Source organism: Streptomyces sp. NPDC001204 (assembly GCF_053598035.1).
Window position 1 is genome coordinate 1 of sequence record NZ_JBSFJL010000053.1, and the last position, 20076, is coordinate 20076.

At 72.1% G+C, this 20076-nt stretch carries 11 protein-coding genes; 8 read left to right on the forward strand and 3 right to left on the reverse strand.

Annotation, left to right across the window (positions count from 1 at the left end):
* The first annotated feature begins 597 nt into the window (after positions 1-597).
* From ACWC91_RS39470 to galE, 6 genes are all read left to right on the forward strand, one after another.
* Positions 598-2790, forward strand: a complete 2193-nt coding sequence (locus ACWC91_RS39470) for a bifunctional glycosyltransferase/CDP-glycerol:glycerophosphate glycerophosphotransferase (protein WP_450642106.1) — start codon at positions 598-600, stop codon at positions 2788-2790.
* A gap of 15 nt (positions 2791-2805) precedes the next feature.
* Positions 2806-5052: a bifunctional glycosyltransferase/CDP-glycerol:glycerophosphate glycerophosphotransferase gene (locus ACWC91_RS39475; RefSeq protein ID WP_450642108.1), complete on the forward strand. Its 2247-nt coding sequence runs from the start codon at positions 2806-2808 to the stop codon at positions 5050-5052.
* A 47-nt stretch (positions 5053-5099) separates the two neighbouring features.
* Positions 5100-6368: a hypothetical protein gene (locus tag ACWC91_RS39480; RefSeq protein ID WP_450642120.1), complete on the forward strand. Its 1269-nt coding sequence runs from the start codon at positions 5100-5102 to the stop codon at positions 6366-6368.
* A gap of 159 nt (positions 6369-6527) precedes the next feature.
* Positions 6528-7814 carry a glycosyltransferase 87 family protein gene (locus ACWC91_RS39485; RefSeq protein ID WP_450642110.1) on the forward strand — a complete coding sequence of 429 codons (1287 nt, stop codon included), beginning with the start codon at positions 6528-6530 and terminating at the stop codon, positions 7812-7814.
* 44 nt (positions 7815-7858) lie between these two features.
* Positions 7859-9475, forward strand: a complete 1617-nt coding sequence (locus ACWC91_RS39490) for a glycosyltransferase family 2 protein (RefSeq protein ID WP_225078709.1) — start codon at positions 7859-7861, stop codon at positions 9473-9475.
* Between the two features lie 58 nt (positions 9476-9533).
* Positions 9534-10526 (forward strand): UDP-glucose 4-epimerase GalE, encoded by a 993-nt coding sequence (gene galE / locus ACWC91_RS39495; RefSeq protein WP_225078676.1) that lies wholly within the window; start codon positions 9534-9536, stop codon positions 10524-10526.
* Between the two features lie 258 nt (positions 10527-10784).
* On the opposite strand, the gene ACWC91_RS39500 is transcribed toward galE, so the two are convergent.
* The gene (locus tag ACWC91_RS39500) at positions 10785-11423 is read right to left on the reverse strand and encodes a TetR/AcrR family transcriptional regulator (protein WP_225078677.1); all 639 of its coding nucleotides are present in this window, start codon (positions 11421-11423) and stop codon (positions 10785-10787) included.
* Positions 11424-11593: 170 nt separating this feature from the next.
* Here ACWC91_RS39500 and ACWC91_RS39505 point away from each other — a divergent pair, with 170 nt between their 5' ends.
* A complete protein-coding gene (locus tag ACWC91_RS39505) occupies positions 11594-12508 on the forward strand; it encodes an ABC transporter permease (protein ID WP_450642112.1) in 915 nt (304 codons plus the stop codon).
* Entirely contained in the window at positions 12501-13310 is an 810-nt protein-coding gene (locus tag ACWC91_RS39510) for an ABC transporter ATP-binding protein (RefSeq protein ID WP_225078679.1), read from the forward strand. The genes ACWC91_RS39505 and ACWC91_RS39510 overlap by 8 nt, the downstream gene beginning before the upstream one ends.
* A 31-nt stretch (positions 13311-13341) precedes the next feature.
* Here ACWC91_RS39510 and ACWC91_RS39515 read toward each other — a convergent pair whose 3' ends face one another.
* Both ACWC91_RS39515 and ACWC91_RS39520 read right to left on the reverse strand, forming a co-directional pair.
* The gene (locus tag ACWC91_RS39515; protein ID WP_450642113.1) at positions 13342-14856 is read right to left on the reverse strand and encodes a hypothetical protein; all 1515 of its coding nucleotides are present in this window, start codon (positions 14854-14856) and stop codon (positions 13342-13344) included.
* A gap of 198 nt (positions 14857-15054) precedes the next feature.
* Positions 15055-19992: an NAD-glutamate dehydrogenase gene (locus tag ACWC91_RS39520; RefSeq protein ID WP_225078681.1), complete on the reverse strand. Its 4938-nt coding sequence runs from the start codon at positions 19990-19992 to the stop codon at positions 15055-15057.
* Positions 19993-20076: the final 84 nt, after the last annotated feature.

Here is a 20076-nt window from a genome sequence, read left to right on the forward strand (position 1 = left end):
CCGTTCGTACGGTCCGGTGCCGGACCGTACCGAACCGCTCGGCCCGCCGTCCCCCACATGCCTCAGCGGGCCGTGACCGACTCGCTCCACCGGCCGTTCCCGGGCAGAACGCCCACGTCGGCCCTTGGATGCCCCCTTGCCCAGGTTCAGTGTCACCGTCCCCGCGCACCGGATCCCGGCGTATACGCGCGCGCTCCTGGAGGCGTGCCACCGCCGTTGCCGCGCCCTCGGCCTCCGGCCGGCGCTGCGCACCGGGCTGCGGTACGCCCTGGTCCGGCTGGCCCCGCACCGCGCGATCCGGGTGCTGCGGCTGGTGACGGCCCTGTGCCGCCGGGCGGTCGAGCGGGCCGTCAAGCCGCTGCGCGTGCTGCGGGCCGCCGTGCTGCGCGCCCGGTCGCGCACGCCGTGGCCGAGCCGGTCGCCCTCTCCCCGTGCCGTCCGGTGTCGTCGCAGGTCGCGACCCCGGACCGAAGCCCGCTCGCAACCCTGCCGCAACCCGCCGGCCCACAGACCGTCACCCGGAGCCTTTGAACACCGTTTGCTCTTTTGGGAGTCCGTATGCACACATCGGACCGAATCAACAGAAGAAAGAGCAGAATGCCCCGATTCAGCATCGTCGTCCCGTCGCATGGCGTCGCGGGTCGGCTGTCCCTGGCGCTGGACTCGGTCCTCGCCCAGTCCTTCGGAGACTTCGAGCTGATCGCGGTGTGCGACGGCCCGGCCGCCCCGGCCGCCGGCGTCGCCGCCGACTACGCGGGGCGGGATTCCCGGGTGGTCCTGGTGCACTCGCCCCCGTCCGCGGGCCTCGGCGCGGCGCGCAACGCCGGGACGCGGGCGGCGAGCGGCGCGTATCTGCTGTTCCTCGACGGCGACGACACCCTGGTGCCGGGCGCGCTGTCCGCGCTGGCCGCCCGCCTGGAGGAGACGGGCGACGTCGACGTGCTCTACTGCGAGCACGAGCGGACTCCCTGGTGGGACGGCGAGCCGGCCACCACGTCCGGGCCGCCGCCGGTCACCGTCCGCGCGCCCGCCTTCTCCCCCGCCGAGGCCCCGCACCTGACCGGCGTTCCGCTGCCCGCGTGGAGCGCGGTCTACCGCCGCTCCTTCGTGACCGGGCACGGCCTGGCCTTCCCCGACGGGCACCGCACCGACGTCGGCTGGGGCGGCCTGGTCGCCGTCGCGGCCGGGCGCGTCGCGGTGCTGCGGCGGGTCGTCGTACGGCATCTGCTGCGCCGGCAGGGCAGCCGGCTGGATCTCCCGGGCGAGCACCAGTTCGACCTCCTCGACCAGACCGAGCGGGTGCTCGTCCGGGCCGTCTCCGAGGGACTGCCCGAGGAACGGTTCGCGCCGCTGTTCGAGCAGCTCTTCGACGCGGTGCTGACGGTGGCCGCGCATCCGGAACAGGTGCCCGCTCACCGGCGCCGCGCGTTCTTCCGCCGCGCCCACCGCCTGTACCGCCGCCACCGCCCGGCCGACCACCGGGCCCCACGCGGCCGGTCCGGCGTGCCGCACCGGCTGCTGGCGGCCGGTGCGTACACGGCGTTCCGCGCGCGCTGCGCCACCGGCCGGGCGGCCCTGGCGGCCGGCCGTCGCCTGCCGCGCGCCGGCAGGCTGCGCACCCGCCTCGCCTACCGCGGGCACCTGCGCCGCCCGCTCGACGAGAACCTCGTCGTGTACTGCGCCTACTGGGGCCGGGGTTACGCGTGCAGCCCGGCCGCCCTGCACGCCAAGGCCCGCGAACTCGCGCCGCACCTGCGCGGTGTGTTCCTGGTGGAGCCCGGCCAGGCACACACCGTTCCGGAGGGCGTCGACCACGCGGTGATCGGCAGCCGCCGGTACTGGAAGGTGCTCGCCCGCGCCAAGTACCTGGTGAACAACGCCAACTTCGCCGACGCCGTCGTCAAACGCCCCGGCAGCGTGCACCTCCAGACCCAGCACGGCACCCCGCTGAAGACGATGGGCTGCGACCAGTCGACGTACCCGGTGGTCGCGGCGCAGTCCGGCAGCTTCACCAAACTGCTGCGCCGCGTGGACCGCTGGGACTACAACCTCTCCTCCAACCGCCACTCCACCGAGATGTGGGAACGGGCCTTCCCCGGCTCCTACGAGCCCCTGGAGTACGGCTATCCGCGCAACGACGTCTACTGCGCGGCCCGCGCCGAGGACGTGGCCCGCGTCCGCCGCGAGCTGGGCGTCCCGGAGGGGAAGACGGCCGTCCTGTACGCGCCCACCCACCGCGACCACCACACCGGCTTCGAGCCCGGCCTGGACCTGGAGGCCTTCTGCGCGGCGGCCGGCGAGGACGTCGTCGTCCTGCTGCGCGCCCACTACTTCTACGACCGGGGCGGACCGCGGAGCGGCGGCCGGATCATCGACGTCACCGCGCACCGCTCCTCGGAGGAGGTGTGCCTGGCCGCCGACGCGCTGATCACCGACTACTCGTCGATCATGTTCGACTACGCCAATCTGGACCGTCCGGTCGTCGTGTACGCCGACGACTGGGAGGTCTACCGGGAGACCCGCGGCGTCTGCTTCGACCTCATGGACACGCCGCCCGGCCCGGTCGTCCGCACACCGGGTGAACTGGCGGCGGTCTTCCGCGACGGCTCGTACGCGGGCCCGGAGTCGGCGGCGCTGCGGGCCCGGTTCCGGGAGCGGTTCTGCCAGTTCGACGACGGGCGGGCCGCCGAGCGAGTCGTCCGCCGGGTGTTCCTCGGCCAGCCGCCCGAAGCGCTACCGCCCGTGATCCCGCTCGCCGAGCGCGTCCCGGCCCCCGCCGCCACCCTCTAAGGAGCTGACGCAGCAGTGCCCCGCTTCAGCATCATCGTCCCCTGTTTCAAGGTGCAGGGGTTCCTGCGCGAATGCCTGGACTCGGTTCTGACGCAGTCCTTCGGCGACATCGAGTTGATCGCCGTCGACGACTGCTCCCCGGACGGCAGCGGCGCCATCCTCGACGAGTACGCCGCCCGCGACCCGCGTGTACGGGTGCTGCACCTGCCGGAGAACGTCGGGCTCGGCCGCGCCCGCAACGCCGGAATGCCGCTCGCCACCGGCGACTTCCTGTTCTTCCTCGACAGCGACGACACCCTCACCCCGGGTGCGCTGCGGGCCGTCGCCGACCGGCTGGAGGAGACCGGCGACCCGGACGTGCTGGTCTTCGACTACGCCCGCACCTACTGGTGGGGCGGGACCCGGCGCAACGTGCTCGCCGCGGTGCTGGCCGAGGCCGGTCCCGGCACCTTCACGGCCGCCGAACAGCCGCGGGTCCTGGACCTGTTGATGGTGGTGTGGAACAAGGTCTACCGGCGCGGTTTCGTCGAGGAGCACGGCTTCGTCTTCCCGCCCGGCTACTACGAGGACACGCCCTGGACGTTCCCGGTCCTGCTCACCGCCCGGCGGATCGCCGTGCTCGACCGGATCTGCCTGTACTACCGCCAGCGCCGGCAGGGCAACATCCTGTCCACCACCAGCCGCAAGCACTTCGACATCCACGACCAGTACGAGCGGGTCTTCGCCTACCTCGACTCCCGTCCGGAGCTGGCGAGTTGGCGACCCTTTCTGCACCGGAAGATGGGCGAGCACTGCCTGGACATCCTCGCCAAGCCGGACCGGCTGCCGCCGTCGGACAAGGCCGAGTTCTTCCGCCGTACGGCGCGGATGTTCCGCGCCCACCGGCCCCCGGACGCGGACACGACCGGTGTGGTCCGGTTGCTGGAGGGCGGTTGGGCCGCCTACCGGATGGCGCGGCAGACCGGGCGGGTCCGCCGGGAGCTCGGGCGCCGGACGCTGCGGGTCCGCAGGGCGGCGGCCGGACGGGTGAAGGGCGGCTGGGCCGCGCTGCACACCCGCCGGACGCTGGACCAGGACCTCGTCCTGTACTCGGCGTTCTCGCACCGGGGCGTGCTCGGCGACCCGGCGGCCGTCCACCGCAAGGCGCGGGAGATCGCGCCGCATCTGCGTGGGGTGTGGGTGGTCCGGGACCGGGAGCAGGCCGCGCTGCTGCCGCCGGACGTGGAGTACGTCCTGCCCGGCACCCTGCGCCACCGGCAGCTCACCGCCCGCGCCGCGTTCTTCGTCAACAACGCCAACTGGCCCGCGGCCCTGGCAAAACGGCCCGGCAGCACGCACATCCACACCCATCAGGGCACCCCCCTGAAGTTCATGGCGGCGGATCTGCTGGGCAAGCCCGGCGCCCGGCACGGCGTCGACGTGCCGGGCCTGCTGTCGCGCGCCGACCGCTGGGACTACAGCCTGGTCGCCAACCGCCACTCCGAGCTGATGTGGGAGCGCGCCTACCCCTGCCGGTTCACCTCCGCGCGCACCGGCAGCCCGCGCAACGACGTGCTCGTCACCGCGCGGGCGGGCGACGGCGCCGCCCTCCGCGAGCGGCTCGGCATCCCGCCGGAGCACACGATGGTGCTGTACGCGCCCACCCGCCGGGACTACCGGCGTGGCGGCCACGTCGAGCGCTTCGACCCGGCCCGGTTCGCCGCGGACCTCGGCGAGGGCCACACCCTCGTCGTACGCCTGCACCCCTCGCTGGCCACCGGACCGGCGCGCGGCATGGGACTGGCCGAACTGCACCGGCGCGGAGTCCTCGTCGACGCGACCGACGAGCCGCACGTGGAGGAGCTCATGCTCGCCTCCGACGTGCTGGTCACCGACTACTCGGCCCTCATGTTCGACTACGCCAACCTGGACCGCCCGATCGTGGTGCACGCCGACGACTGGGGCGCGTACACCGCGAGCCGGGGCGCCTACTTCGACATCACCGCCGAGCCGCCGGGCCATGTCTCCCGGTCCTACGAGGAGTTGGCACGACTGTTCACCTCCGGCGCCTGGCGGGACGTCGAGTCGGCGCGGCTGCGGACCGTTTTCCGGGAGCGCTTCTGCGAGTTCGACGACGGCTGGGCGGCCGAGCGGGTGGTACGGACCCTGATCCTCGGCGACGAGGAGTGGACACCGGATCCGACGGCGGCGCCCGCGTCCTCCGGAGCGGTCGCCCACCTGCCCGCCCAGGCCTCCGGCCGCGATCTGCTGGCGCCCTCGTGAGGCGGCCCCGCTGGACGTCGCGCGCACGGCGGCCGAGCACGTGGGCGCTGGCCGTGGCCGCCCTCTTCGCGCTGCTCCAGCTCGGCACCGTCACCGGCCGGGACACCCCCGACACCAAGAACTACCTGTCGTACGCGCTGAGTCTGCGCGGTGCGGACAAACGGGAGGCGGCGGCCGTCACGATCGACTACGTGTGCGCCGGGAAGGCGGCCCGGGCGAGCCGCACGCAGAGCGTGGACGTGCTGCGCTTCCGCGAGCCGAGCACGGCGGCCCGGGTGGCGGGCACGTGCCGGGCCAAGCTGTGGCGCGAGGTGGAGGCACGGCTGCGGGCCGGGCAGACCGGCGGGCACACCCTGCCGTTCATGCCGGAGCGCTTCATGCGGATCTTCGAGGTGCGGCCGGGCTACCCGGTGTTCCTGATCCCCTTCATCACGGTGTTCGGCGTGACCTGGGGGGTGTGGGCGGCGGGCGTCGTCGTGACGGCGGCGGGCGGCGTCCTCGTCTTCCTGGTGCTGCGCGGCCGCCGGGTGCCCGTGCCCCTGGCGCTGACCGGCCAGGTCCTCTACTACGTGCTGCCGTGCGGCACGACGGCCATGCGGCCGATGGCCGAGGGCCTGATGCTGACGCTGACCCTGGCGGCGCTGTGGGGCTGCTCGCTGGCACTGGACGGGCGCGTGCGGGCCGGCACAGTCCTGGTCGCGGGTGCGCTGTTCGCGCTGTTCACGGCCAAGCACTCCCAGGCGCTGTTCCTCGGGCTGAGCCTGGCCGCCGCCGGCGCGGCCGTCGCCGTACGGCGGTGGACGCGGCGGCGCCCGGCGGGGCGGGGTGTCCTGGCGGTCACGGCGGTGGCCTGCGGCGCCGCCGTCGGCACGGTGCTCCTGGCGCGGGCGCTGCGCTACCCGACCGAGAGCGACAGCCTTCAGGACCTGCTCACGGGCCACTACGCCCTGCCCGACCGCGAGCGTCCATGGCCGGAGCTGCTGCGGCTGGAGGGCGGGTTCTGGCTGGAGTGGCTGCGCCGGCAGCTGTGGCAGCCGGTCTTCGCCGCCCTGCTCGCCGCCGGCGCGTGGGGCGCGCTGCGGCGGCGGGGGGCATTCGGCCTCTTCGTGGTGGCGACGGCGTTCACCGGATTCCTCACGCAGGCGGCGCATCCCGACATCACCGTGTGGGGCGAACGGCTGATCGTGCTGGCCTGGCTGCTGCCGGTGGTGGGCGTGCCGCTGCTGCTGGAGCGTGTGATGCCCCGGCCGGCGGCGGACATCCCGGGTCCGCGTAGCGGCAGCCGGCCGGACGAGTGGAGCCCGGTACCTCGATGAAGGGCGACGACGTGATGCGGCTGACCGGGGAGAGCGCGGGCACGCGCGGGCACGCGGCCCGGGTGCCACGACTGTTTTGGTCCACTTGGCAGGCTCTTACCAATGACTGGACGCGTATCAGCACATATGCGGCTTTCACTCGGATTACGATCCGCCGTGATGAGCGCCTTCCAGAGCGTGACGCGTCTTCTCACGCGTCCGTCGACGAGACACCGCCTCCTCGCCCTGACGGCCGCCTGGCTCCTCACGCGCGCCCTGATGCTGTGGCTGCTCGCCCACAACGGACTGCCCAGGCTGGGCCGGGGCTCGGTGGCGCGCGAGGTGTGGAAGCTGTACCAGCACTGGTACGTGCTGCTGTCCCACGGCGCGTTCCCGGCGCACGACACACTGTGGCAGTACCCGCCGGGCGCCGGACCGGTGCTGCTGTCGCCCGCGCTGCTGCCGGGCCTGACGTACTTCCAGGCCTTCGTGGTGCTCACGGTCGCCGTCGACGCACTGGTCACGCTGGCACTGACGCACGCGGGCACCCGCCCCGGCCGCAGCCTGCGCGGGGCCGGCTACTGGACGCTGGGCCTGCCCCTGCTGCTGCACATCCCGCTGGCCCGCTACGACGTCCAGGCCACCGCCCTGGCCGTGCTCTCCCTGCTGACGATGTCGCGCTCCACGCGCGCGTGCGGCGCGCTCGCCGCGCTGGGCGCCCTGGTGAAGGTGTGGCCGGCGCTGGCGCTGGTCGGCCTGCCCCGGGGCCGTGCAACCCGGTCGGCGTGGACATGGGCGGCCGTCACCGGCGCCGTGGCGCTGTCCGTCCTCGCCTGCTTGTTCAGGAACCCGCTCGCCTTCGCGCGCCAGCAGGGCGGCCGGGGCGTGCAGATCGAGTCGTTCGGCGGCACCGCGCTCGCGCTGGCCACACACGCCGGCTGGCCGGGCCGGGTGCGCTACCGGTACGGGGCCCTGGAGTTCACCGGACCGTACGTCTCCACCGTCGCGCACCTCTCGCTGTTCCTGTCGGCGAGCGCGTTCGGGCTGCTGCTGCTCTGGCGGATCCGGGCCCGGCACTGGACGGTGGCGACACCGTACGACGCCGCGCTGAGCGCCGTCCTGCTGTTCACCGTCACCAGCCGGGTGATCAGCCCGCAGTACATGGTCTGGCTGCTCGGCCTCGCGGCGGTGTGCCTGACGTCACCGCTGACCACACAGCGTCCGGTCGCCGCGCTGATCGCGCCGGCGAGCCTGGTCAGCGTGATCGCATATCCCACCCTCTACCACCAGGTGGTGGCCTGCTCGTGGACAGGTTGTGCACTCATGCTCACGCGCAACGGTCTGCTGGCCGCCGCCGCGCTATTCTCATTTGCCCGGTTGTGGCGATCGACGAAATCGGTGACCCCCGACGGGGAACCCGGGTCGGACATTCACCGTCTTCCGCACGGGACGCTAAGCCCCTCTTAACGGGAGATTACCGACCACCCCTACTATTCCGGCCCGTGGATTCCATGCATCTGCACCCCGACCAGGCCACCGACGTCAGCGTCGTCGTGATCGGTTACAACGACATCGCCCACATGGCCGACGCCGTGCGCTCGGCTCTCGCGCAGGGTCCCTCCGTCAGCGAGGTCGTCGCCGTCGACGACTGCTCGACCGACGGCACCTTCGAGCTGCTCGACCGCCTGGCCGCGGCCGAACCGAGAGTGCGGGTGATCCGGCGCGAGGAGAACAGCGGCGGCTGCGGCAGCCCGCGCAACACCGGTATGGACGCGGTCACCACGCCGTACGTGATGTTCCTCGACAGCGACGACGTGCTGCCGCCGGGCGCGGTGGACGCGCTGCTCGCCGCCGCCCGGGAGGAGCGGGCCGAGGTCGTGAGCGGCCTGTGCGTGCGCCGTGAGCTGCCCTCCGGGCGGGAAGTGCCGTGGCAGCGGAAGCTCTACAGCACGGGCGCCGTCCTCACGCACCCCGCGAAGCTCCCGCGGCTCGTGCACGACACCCTGTGCGTCAACAAGCTGTACCGCACCGACTTCCTGCGCGAGCACGCGATCCGCTTCCCGGAAGGCCACTTCCCGTACGAGGACTTCGTGTTCACCGCGCGCGTGCTGGCCGCCGACCCGCGCGTGGCCCTCATCCCGGACCAGGTGTACGTGTGGAACGTGCGCCGGTCCGCCGGGCAGCTGTCGATCTCCCTGGACCGCGCGGACATCGAGAACTGGCGGGCGCGCACCGAGGCGAGCCGGTCGGCGTACGACATCCTGCTCAGCGCCGGGCAGAAGGAGCTCGCGCGGGCGGCGCGCGCCAAGTTCCTCGACCACGAGCTGCGCATGTACGCGCGTGAGCTGGGCCTGCGCGACGCCGGGTACCGGTACGCCTGGTGGGAGCACACGCGGGAGTACCTCGGCGAGTACGACGCGGCCGACTGGGCCGTCAACCCGACGACCGCCGGGCACCTCCTCGGACGGGTGATCCTCGCGTCGCCCGGGCCGCGCGACCTGCCGCGCCTGAAGGAGCTCGCCGCGCGCCCGGCCCGTCTGTGCCCGCCCTACGCCCGTGACAAGGACGGCAGTCCCGTCTGGGCGGACGACCTTCCGCAGATCGGCCTGGAGCCCTACCTGGTCCGGCCGGTCCACGTCCTGCCCCTGGCCGTGGACGCGGAAGTGCGTCCCCTCGCGGGGACGAGCCTGCTGCGGCTGCGCCTGCACGACCTGTACGGCAGGGTGATGTCCGCCGGGCCCGAAGCCCTGGAGGTGGAGTGGCTGCACCGTGAGGCGGGGCGCACGGTCCGGGGCGCCACCGTCCCGCTCACGCCGGCCGCGGACGGCACCTGGTCGGCCGAGACGGGCGTGAACCTCGCGGGGCTGGGGGCCGGCACCTGGGACCTGCGGCTGCGGGTGTGCTTCGCCGACGGCACGAGCCGTAAGGTGACGGCGCACGCGCGCGCGGGCGCCGGTCTGCTGCGCCGCCGCGTGGTACCGAGCGTGCGCTACGGCGTTCTGCTGGTCCAGCCGTACGCCACGCACTCCGGCGCGCTGGCCGTGCGGCTGGCGGCGGGACTGCGCGGGGTGACGTCCGTACTGCAGGGCAGACTGCGCCGTCTGCTCAACCGGGCCGCGCCCCAGTGAGCGCGCCACGCCCCGCATCCATACGACGACCTGGGCCAACTGACGAGGAGACGCCCGCATGACCTGGCTGATCACCGGCGGCGCCGGCTACATCGGAGCGCACGTCGTCCACGCGATGACCGAGGCGGGCGAGCGTGCGGTGGTGTACGACGACCTGTCCACCGGCATCGCCGAGCGTGTCCCGCGGGACGTCCCGCTGGTGGAGGGCTCCACGCTGGACGGCGAGCGGCTGGCGCGTGCCCTCACCGAGCACGAGGTGACCGGTGTCGTCCACCTGGCGGCGAAGAAGCAGGTGGGCGAGTCGGTGGAGCGGCCCCTGCACTACTACCGGGAGAACGTCGAGGGCCTGCGGGTCCTGCTGGAGGCGGTGACGGCGGCCGGGGTCGGTTCGTTCGTGTTCTCCTCCTCGGCGGCCGTGTACGGCATGCCGTACGCCGCGCGGGACGACGCCCTGGTCACGGAGGAGACGCCGTGCGCGCCGATGTCTCCGTACGGCGAGACGAAGCTGGCCGGCGAGTGGCTGGTGCGCGCCACCGGCCGGGCGACGGGGCTGTCCACGGCGTCCCTGCGGTACTTCAACGTGGCGGGCGCGGCGAGTCCGCGCCTCGCGGACGTCGGCGTCTTCAACCTGGTCCCGATGGTCTTCGAACGACTGACCGAGAACATGCCCCCGCGCATCTTCGGGGACGACTACCCCACGCCGGACGGCACCTGCATCCGTGACTACATCCACGTGGTCGACCTCGCGGAGGCCCACGTGGCCGCGGCTCGCGCCCTGCGCTCCTCCCCCGGCCTCGACCTCACACTGAACATCGGCCGCGGGGAGGGGGTCTCGGTGCGCGAGATGATCGACACGATCAACGCCGTCACCGGCCACAACAGCCCCCCGACGGTCACCCCGCGCCGCCCCGGCGACCCCGCCCGCGTCGTCGCCTCGGCCGACCGCATCGCCACGGAACTCGGCTGGAAGGCCCGACGCGACCTCCACGACATGATCACCTCGGCCTGGCAGGGCTGGCTCCTCCATCACCCGGAAGCAGCCCGCACCTGACCCCACCACCCGCCGTCGCCGGGGCCGCTCCCGCGACCCCGGTGGCGCCGTCACACGCGGGCGCGGGCCGCCACACGCCCACCACCGGTGTGCGGGCTGTCCGGCCCGACCGCCGCAGGCCCCGTCCCGCCCGGCCCGGAGAGGCTGGTTGATTCGGGCTGGGCGGGGTGTCCCGTCCGGCCGCTGCGGCTCCCGTTCCCGCCCGGCCCGTGAGGGTGCTGCAACGACCCATCCGGACCCGCAGGAGGGCCCCCTCGGTCAGAGCGCCTTGATCGCCCCGGCCGTGCCCCGGGCGAGGGCGTCCAGGTAGCCCTTGGGGAGTTTCGGTGTGCGGATGACGACCGCGCGCCAGTACAGCGGGCCCGAGATCAGGTCGAGGGCCAGGTCCCGGTCCAGACCGGGGCGGATCTCGTCGCGGCGCTCGGCCGCGGCCAGGATGCTGCTGGCCACGCTCTCCTGACCGTCGCGCAGGGCCTTCTGCATGGCCTCGGCGATGTCCGGGTTGCGGGCCGCCTCCGCCTGGAGGTCGGGGATGACCTGCGAGGCGATGGGGTGGCGCAGGGCCCGGGAGGTCACCTCGTACAACAGCCGCAGGTCGCTCTCCAGGGAGCCGGTGTCCGGCGCGGGCAGGCCCTGCACGGCGAGCGCCGAGACGACGTCCAGCACCAGGTGCAGCTTGGAGCGCCACCGGCGGTAGACGGCCGTCTTGCCGACACCCGCGCGCCGCGCGATCCCCTCGATGGACATCCGCGCGTAGCCGACGGACGCCAGCTCCTCGAAGACCGCAGCCCGGATCGCCTCCGTCACGTCCTCGCGGAGCACGGCCGCCCCGGCGGGGACCCGGCGGCGGGGGCGCGTCTGGGGCTGGTCGGCGTTCGTCGTCATGCGGCCAAGCATAGGGCGTTACGACGAAACGGTTGCGTTGCGGCGTCACTTCGCCGTACGCTCACGTTGCGACGATACGGTGCCGTTCCGACGTAAGAAAACGTGAAGAGAACCGTAAGGAAACCGACGGCGGCACGGAGCCGGACGCCGGCACCACCTCCCCCCGAGCGAAAGCAGCGGATGTGAGCCAGGTCCTCCACACACCGCCCCACATTACGGCCCCGGCCGAGGACGACCTCGCGACGGTCGCCATTCGCCACGGCCTGTCGGTCAGCGGCGCCCGACCCTCCCTGTCCGAGTACGTCCGGCAGCTGTGGGCGCGGCGCCACTTCATCAGCGCCTTCGCCACCGCCAAGCTCACCGCCCAGTACAGCGAGGCGAAGCTCGGCCAGGTCTGGCAGGTCGCCACCCCGCTGCTGAACGCGGCGGTCTACTACTTCATCTTCGGCATCCTGATGGGCACCAGCCGCGGCGTTGCGGACTACATCCCGTTCCTGGTGACGGGCGTGTTCATCTGGACGTTCACCCAGAACTCGATCATGGCGGGCACCCGGGCGATCTCCGGCAACCTCGGTCTGGTGCGGGCCCTGCACTTCCCGCGGGCCGCGCTGCCGGTCTCCTTCGCGCTTCAGCAGCTCCAGCAGCTGCTGTTCTCGATGGTCGCCCTCCTGGCGATCCTGCTCTGCTTCGGCATGACGCCCACCATGTCGTGGGCGCTGGCCGTCCCGGTGCTGCTGCTCCAGTTCGTGTTCAACGCCGGCGTCTCCATGATCATGGCTCGGATGGGCGCCAAGACGCCGGACATCGCCCAGCTGATGCCGTTCCTCCTGCGCACCTGGATGTACGTCTCCGGCGTGATGTGGAGCATCGACAAGACGCTGAACCACAGCCACATGCCACACGTGCTGAAGGTGCTGCTGCAGTCCAATCCCGCCGCCGTCTACATCGACCTGATGCGCTTCGCGCTGATCGACAGCTTCAAGGCGCACCAGCTCCCCCACCATGTGTGGGCGTTCGCGCTGGGCTGGGCCCTGCTCGCCGGGGTCGGCGGCTTCATCTACTTCTGGAAGGCTGAGGAGACGTACGGCCGTGGCTGAGCTGAAAACCGACAGGATCCCCACCGTCGTGGTCGACGGGGTCGACATCGTCTACCGGGTCAACGGCACCGGTTCCGGCCGCGGTTCGGCGACCGCCGCCCTCAACCGGATCCTGCGCCGCGAGAAGGCCGAGAGGGCGGCCGGCGTACGCCGGGTGCACGCGGTCAAGAAGGTCTCGTTCGTCGCCTACAAGGGCGAGGCGATCGGCCTGATCGGCACCAACGGCTCCGGCAAGTCCACGCTGCTCAAGGCGGTCGCCGGACTCCTGCCCGTGGAGAACGGCAAGATCTACACCGACGGCCAGCCCTCACTCCTCGGCGTGAACGCGGCGCTGATGAACGACCTGACCGGCGAGCGCAACGTCCTCCTCGGCGGACTGGCCATGGGCATGTCCCGCGAGGAGGTCAAGGAGCGCTACCAGGACATCGTCGACTTCTCCGGCATCAACGAGAAGGGCGACTTCATCACGCTCCCGATGCGCACCTACTCCTCCGGCATGGCCGCCCGGCTGCGCTTCTCCATCGCCGCCGCCAAGGACCACGACGTCCTGCTGATCGACGAGGCGCTGGCCACGGGCGACCGCTCCTTCCAGCGGCGCTCGGAGAAGCGGATCCGCGAACTGCGCGCACAGGCCGGCACGGTTTTCCTGGTCAGCCACAGCAACGCCTCCATCCGCGACACCTGCGAGCGCGTCCTGTGGCTGGAACGCGGCGAACTGCGCATGGACGGCCCCACCGAGGAGGTCCTCGAGGCCTACGAGGCCTTCACGGGCGGTCCTGACAAGAAGAAGGCCAAGGGATAGCCCCACACCGCCCGGCGCACCGGGGGGCCGGTCAGGGAGTGACCGCGTAAAGGACCTGGCCGCCCGGGCCGTGGGTCACCACGCGCAGTTCGGGGTCGTGGCGCGGTCTGCTTCCGTCCACGACCCAGCGCACGTCATAGGTGCGCAGGATGTCCCTCCGCACGCCCTCCGGCGTGCGGAGCGTGTAGTAGCGCCGCACCGCCCACTCGCGCCGGGACTCGTCCGGCAGGAAGAAGTCCGGGTAGCCGGGGGCGACCGTGTAGGGGCCGTAGGCCGGGATCAGCCGGGAGGGCAGGTCCCGGGCCATGACCACGTCCCCGTACTTCACGTACGGCGTGATCCAGTAGTACCCGTTCCAGGTCGGGGTGTAGTCGGCCGCGAGCACGTCCGGCAGCGCCGCGCGCCCGACGGCGTACCCGAGCACGCCGGCCTGGGTCCACGCGCCCAGGGCCAGCGCGCCGCCCAGCGCCCACGCCCAGCGCGTCCGCACGGCCCGCCGGCCGCCCTGCACCACCTCCAGCGCGGCGGCGATCTGGGCCGGGACGAGGGCGGCGGGCAGCGTCCGGCCCCAGGCGTAGTGACCCGTGGCGAACCCCATCGCACACACCAGCGCGCCCAGCAGGAAGAAGGTCACCAGCGGGTCCCACCGGTCGCGCCGCCACCGCACGACCAGCGCGGCCACTCCGAGCAGTGCCAGCCAGTAGCGGCCGAGGAAGTTCGTGTAGAGCGCCCGGTGCACCTCCTCCAGATCGCTTCCGGCCGAGAACAGGGCGAAGAAGTCGTAGTACGGCCACAGCCACAGCACCAGCAGTCCCAGGGCCGCCCCGGCGCCGAGCCGCGGCCACAGGGCACGCGGAGGCCGGGCCGCGAGCACCGCGGCGAGACCGCCGAGCGTGGCGACGAACCCGGTGAACTGATGACACAGCAGGATCAGCGCCCACAGCGTCCCGAGCCCCAGCCACACCTCCCACCCGGCCGCCGCGCGCAGCGCCCGGGTGAGCCAGGCCCAGTAGTGGAAGGCGAGGCCGAGGGCCAGCACGCTGGGATACGACACCGTCAGCGCGAGGGAGTTGAGGGAGAGGAAGCCGCTCCAGTTGATGAGTTCCGTACCCCACAGCAGCACCAGGCTCAGGGCGGCCAGGGCGGGCGCGGCCCGGTGCGCGCTCAGCGTTCTGACGTACCGCCAGACGCCCGTCGCCAGCAACGTCAGCCCGGTGAGCGCGGCGAGCCGCAGCACGACGAACACCGACAGGTCGCCGGCCCGGGCGACGGAGCCGAGGAGCAGTATCCACGGCGAGTAGTACGGGCTCGGGGTGTCGGCGTCGACGAGCGGGTTGCCGGGGTGGAGCAGGCTGTGGCGCAGCCGCTGGATGGTAGCCGCGTGCATGCCCAGGTCACCGGCCCAGGGCAGCCGGACGATCACCAGAAGCAGCAGGGCGGCGAGGAGCACGGCGGCCGCGCGGGGCGCGTAGGCCCCTCCCGGGGAGGTCGGCGGCCGGCCGACGGCCGTGCCCGCTGAGGGTGCCTCAGCCGGCGCGGTGCGCATCGCGCCGGAAGTGCCAAGTGCGACTACCGAGGGTGTTCACGCGGCAACTTTATAGGAATGATCCCGTTTAGCAGGAAACGGTAAATTCGGCGTCCGGCGTTTCCTGGACGACGGCAAGAAGACGGCGTGAACGGCATGAGGGCGCCCCGGACCGGAACGGTCCGGGGCGCCCTCGGGTACGGGTCGGCCTCCCGCGCGTTACGAGTGCGTGCGCAGCAGCGTGCGCATCGTCCGCATCGCCACCGACAGGTTGGCCAGGTCGAACGCGTCCGAGCCGCGGATCTCCTCGAGGGTGGCACGCGCCCGGGACAGGATCGCCCCGTTCTTCTGCTCCCACACCTTGAAGCGCTGCTCCGGCGTGGCGGTGCCGTTGCCCGCGGCCAGCACGTCCGCGGTCAGCGCCGAGTGCGCCGCGTACAGGTCCTCGCGGATCGCCGCACGGGCCATGGACTGCCACCGGTCGGCGCGCGGCAGCTCGATGATGCGGTCCATCAGCTGGGTGATGTGGAGGCGGTCGGCGAGGTCGTAGTACACCTCGGCGACGTCCATCGGGTCCTTGCCCATACGGTCGGCCACCGAGACGATGTCGAGCGCCGGGAAGGCGGAGGAGAACCCGGCCACGCGCGTGGCCAGCTCGTCCGGGACGCCGACGCCGGACAGCTCGTCGTAGACCTCCTGGTACCACTCCAGGTCCGCGCCCTTGAGCAGCTTGGGCAGCTCCGCCCACACCTGACCGACCCGCTCGGAGAAGAACGCGATGGTCTCGGAGAGCTCCAGCGGCTGCGGCCGGTTGTTCAGCAGCCAGCGCGTGCCGCGCTCGACCAGGCGGCGCGAGTGCAGGCGGATCCGGGTCTGGACGTCGGCCTCGACCTTGTTGTCCAGCGCCTCGACCGCGTCCCACACCGGAGCCGAGCGGAAGATCGTGCGGGCCACCGTCTGCGCCCTGACGATCTCCTCCAGCGACGCCCCGGTCTCCTCCCGCAGGCGGTGCAGATAGGTCGTACCGCCCGTGTTGACCGTGTCGTTGACCAGGACAGTCGTCGTGATCTCGCGGCGCAGCGGGTGGTTGTCGATCCGCTCGGCGAACTGCTCGCGCAGCGCGGTCGGGAAGTACGCGTGCAGCAGGGTGTGCAGGTACGGGTCGTCCGGCAGCGAGGTGTGCAGCAGCTCCTCGGCGACCGTGATCTTCGTGTACGCCAGCAGGACGGCCGTCTCCGGACCCGTCAGGCCGTGCCCGGCGGCCAGCCGCTCACGGATCTGCCGGTCGGTGGGCAGGAACTCCAGCGCCCGGTCCAGGTGACCCTCGCGCACCAGGTGCTTCATGAAGCGCTGCTGGGCGTGGAGCATGTCCTTGGACTGGGCGAGCGCGTTGGCGATCGCCGTGTTCTGCGCGTAGTTGGTGCGCAGCACCAGGGCGCCGACCTCGTCGGTCATCTCGGCGAGCAGCTTGTTGCGCTGCTTGACCGTCATGTCGCCTTCCGCGACCAGCCCGTTGAGCAGGACCTTGATGTTCACCTCGTGGTCGGAGGTGTCCACGCCGGCACTGTTGTCGATGGCGTCGGTGTTGATCCGGGCACCCTGCATCGCGCACTCGATCCGGCCGAGCTGGGTGAAGCCCAGGTTGCCGCCTTCGCCGACGACCTGGACCCGCAGGTCGCGGCCGTCGACGCGGATGGCGTCGTTGGCCTTGTCGCCGACGTCGGTGTGGGACTCGGTGGACGCCTTGACGTACGTGCCGATGCCGCCGTTCCACAGCAGGTCCACCGGGGCCTTGAGGATCGCCCGCATCAGGTCGGCCGGGGTCAGCTTGGTGACGCCGGCCTCGATGCCGAGGGCCTCGCGGATGTGCGCGTTGACCGGGATCGACTTGGCCGTACGGGGGAACACCCCGCCGCCGGCCGAGATCAGCTCGGCGTTGTAGTCCGCCCACGAGGAGCGCGGCAGCTCGAACAGGCGGCGGCGCTCGGCGTAGGAGACGGCCGCGTCCGGCTCGGGGTCGATGAAGATGTGCCGGTGGTCGAAGGCGGCGACGAGGCGGATGTGCTCACTGAGCAGCATGCCGTTGCCGAACACGTCACCGGACATGTCGCCGATGCCGACGACCGTGAAGTCCTGGGTCTGGGTGTCCACGCCCAGCTCCCGGAAGTGCCGCTTGACGGACTCCCAGGCGCCGCGGGCGGTGATGCCCATGCCCTTGTGGTCGTAGCCCGCCGAGCCGCCGGAGGCGAAGGCGTCGCCGAGCCAGAAGTCGTACGACTGGGCGACCTCGTTGGCGATGTCCGAGAACCGCGCCGTGCCCTTGTCTGCGGCGACCACCAGGTAGGTGTCTTCGCCGTCGTGCCGCACGACGTCCTGCGGGGGCACGACCTCGCCGGCGACCATGTTGTCGGTGATGTCGAGCAACGCCGAGATGAAGGTCTTGTAGCTGGCGATGCCCTCCGCCATCCACGCGTCCCGGTCCACGCTCGGGTCGGGCAGCTGCTTGGCGACGAACCCGCCCTTGGCGCCGACCGGCACGATGACGGTGTTCTTCACCATCTGCGCCTTGACCAGGCCGAGGATCTCGGTGCGGAAGTCCTCACGCCGGTCGGACCAGCGCAGACCGCCTCGGGCGACCTTGCCGAAGCGCAGGTGCACGCCCTCCACACGCGGCGAGTACACCCAGATCTCGTACGCCGGGCGCGGCGCCGGCAGGTCCGGGATGGCCTGCGGGTCGAACTTCATGGAGACGTAGTCGTGCGGCCGGCCGCCCTCCCGCGCCTCCTGGAAGAAGTTGGTGCGCAGGGTCGCCTTGATCACGGTGAGGAAGGACCGCAGGATCCGGTCCTCGTCGAGGGAGGCCACCTGGTCCAGGGCCGCGTCGACCTCTTCCAGCAGCGCGTCCACGAGCTCGTGTCCGGCGCGCTGGCGCTCCGGCGACATCCGCGCCTCGAACAGGGAGACCAGCAGCCGGGTGGTGTGGACGTTGTTGCGGAGGGTGTCCTCCATGTAGTCCTGGCTGAAGGTCGAGCCGGCCTGGCGGAGGTACTTGGCGTAGGCGCGCAGCACCATCGCCTGGCGCCAGGTCAGCCCGGCGCCCAGCACCAGGGCGTTGAACCCGTCGTTCTCCGCCTTGCCCGTCCAGGTGGCGGCGAAGGCGTCCTGGAAGCGCTCACGGGCGTCGTCGCCGAGGTGGTCGCCGGTACCGCCGGACTCCTTCGGCATCCGCAGGCCGAAGTCGTAGACCCAGGCCGTCGTACGGTCCGCGCAGCGCAGTTCGTACGGCCGCTCGTCGGTGACCTCGACGCCGAGCCGGCTGAGCACCGGCAGCACGGCGGACAGGGAGACCGAGCCGCCCTTCTGGTAGATCTTGAACCGGCGCTCGTCGGGGGCGGCGCCCACCGGCTCGTACAGGCTCAGCGCGAAGGTCTTGTCCTCGTTCAGCTGCTCGAGGTTGCACAGGTCGGCGACCGCCGCGCGCGGGGTGTGGTCGGCCTTGTAGCCCTCGGGGAAGGCGCCCGAGTAACGGCGCAGCAGCTCCGCGGCGCGCTCCTCGCCGAGTTCGGCGGTCAGCGCCTCGGAGAAGGCGTCCGTCCAGGAGCGGGCGGCCTCGACCAGGCGGGCCTCGATGCGCTCCTTGTCGCCGTCGGAGAGCTCCGGCAGCTCGGTGCCCTGCGGCACACGGACGACGAAGTGCAGCCGGGAGAGCACCGACTCGGTGTTCCAGGCGGTGAAGTCGACGCTGGTGCCGCCCAGCTCCTCCTTCAGGATGTCGATGATCCGCAGGCGCACGCCGGTGGTGTAGCGGTCGCGCGGGAGGTACACGAGGGCCGAGTAGTAGCGGCCGTACTCGTCCTGGCGCAGGTACAGGCGCAGCCGGCGGCGCTCCTGGAGGTACAGCACGGAGGTGGCGATCGCCTGAAGCTCACCGACCGGGGTCTGGAAGAGCTCGTCGCGCGGGTAGGTCTCCAGGATCTGGAGCAGATCGCGCCCGTCGTGGCTGTTGGGCGAGAAGCCGGCGCGCTCGAGGACCTCGTCGACCTTGCGGCGGATGACGGGGACCCGGCGCACGGACTCGGTGTAGGCGGCGGACGAGAACAGGCCGAGGAAGCGGCGCTCGCCGACGACCTCGCCCTTGTCGTTGAACTTCTTGACGCCCACGTAGTCCAGGTAGGAGGGCCGGTGGACGGTGGCCCGGCTGTTGGCCTTGGTCAGCACCAGCAGCTTGTGCTCGCGTGCCTTGGCGCGGGCGTCGGCGGGCAGCCGCTCGAAGGACGGGCTGACCGGGTGGCTGTCGTCGCCGGCGTGCGGCGGGTCCGCGCGCAGTATGCCCAGCCCGGTGCCGGGCACGGCGGCCAGGGAGTCGTCGTCGCGCAGTCGGTACTCGCGGTAGCCGAGGAAGGTGAAGTGGTCTTCGGACAGCCAGCGCAGCAGCTCGCGGGCCTCCTCGACCTCCTGCGCGCGCAGGTCGCCGGGCGCCGGCTCACCGGGCAGGTCCTCGGCGAGGCTGGTCGCCGCCTGGCGCATCTTCTCCCAGTCCTCGACGGCCTCGCGGACGTCGGACAGCACACGCAGCAGATCGGCGGTGATCTGCTTCAGGTCGGCGCGGTCGGTCTCGCGGTCGGTCTCGACGTGGATCCAGGACTCGGTGTGCGCGTCGTGCGGCAGCTCCTCGCCGGGCGCCGCGGCGGGCAGCACCTCGATGAGCTTGCCGGTGACGTCACGGCGCACCACGAACTGCGGGTGGATCACCACGTGGATGCCGCGGCCCTGGCGGGTCAGCTCGTTCGTCACGGAGTCCACGAGGAAGGGCATGTCGTCGGTGACGACCTCGACGACGGAGTGGCTGCACGTCCAGCCGTTCTCCTCGACGGTCGGGGTGTGGACCCGGACGTTGGCCGTGCCCTGGGGGCGGTTCTCGGCCAGGCGGTAGTGGGAGTAGGCGGTGCCGAAAACGTCGACCGGGTCACGGCCTGCGAGGTCCTCGGGGGCGGTGTGCAGGTAGAAACGCTGGAGGAACGCGAGCACGGACTCCCGGTCCGGCGTGCCCTCGCCCGTCGACCCGGTCGGGATATGTCCCCCGAGCGGACTGTTCTCAGCTACCCGGGCGGCCCTCTCGAGCAGCTCGGCCTTGGCTTCGTCCAGCTTGGTCTGCATTGTCCTCTGGCTCCTGTCGCGCGCCGTTGCGTGACGTAGAAGGAAGTACGGTCTCTTCCCCTCCGGCGTGACGCCGCGGCCCGG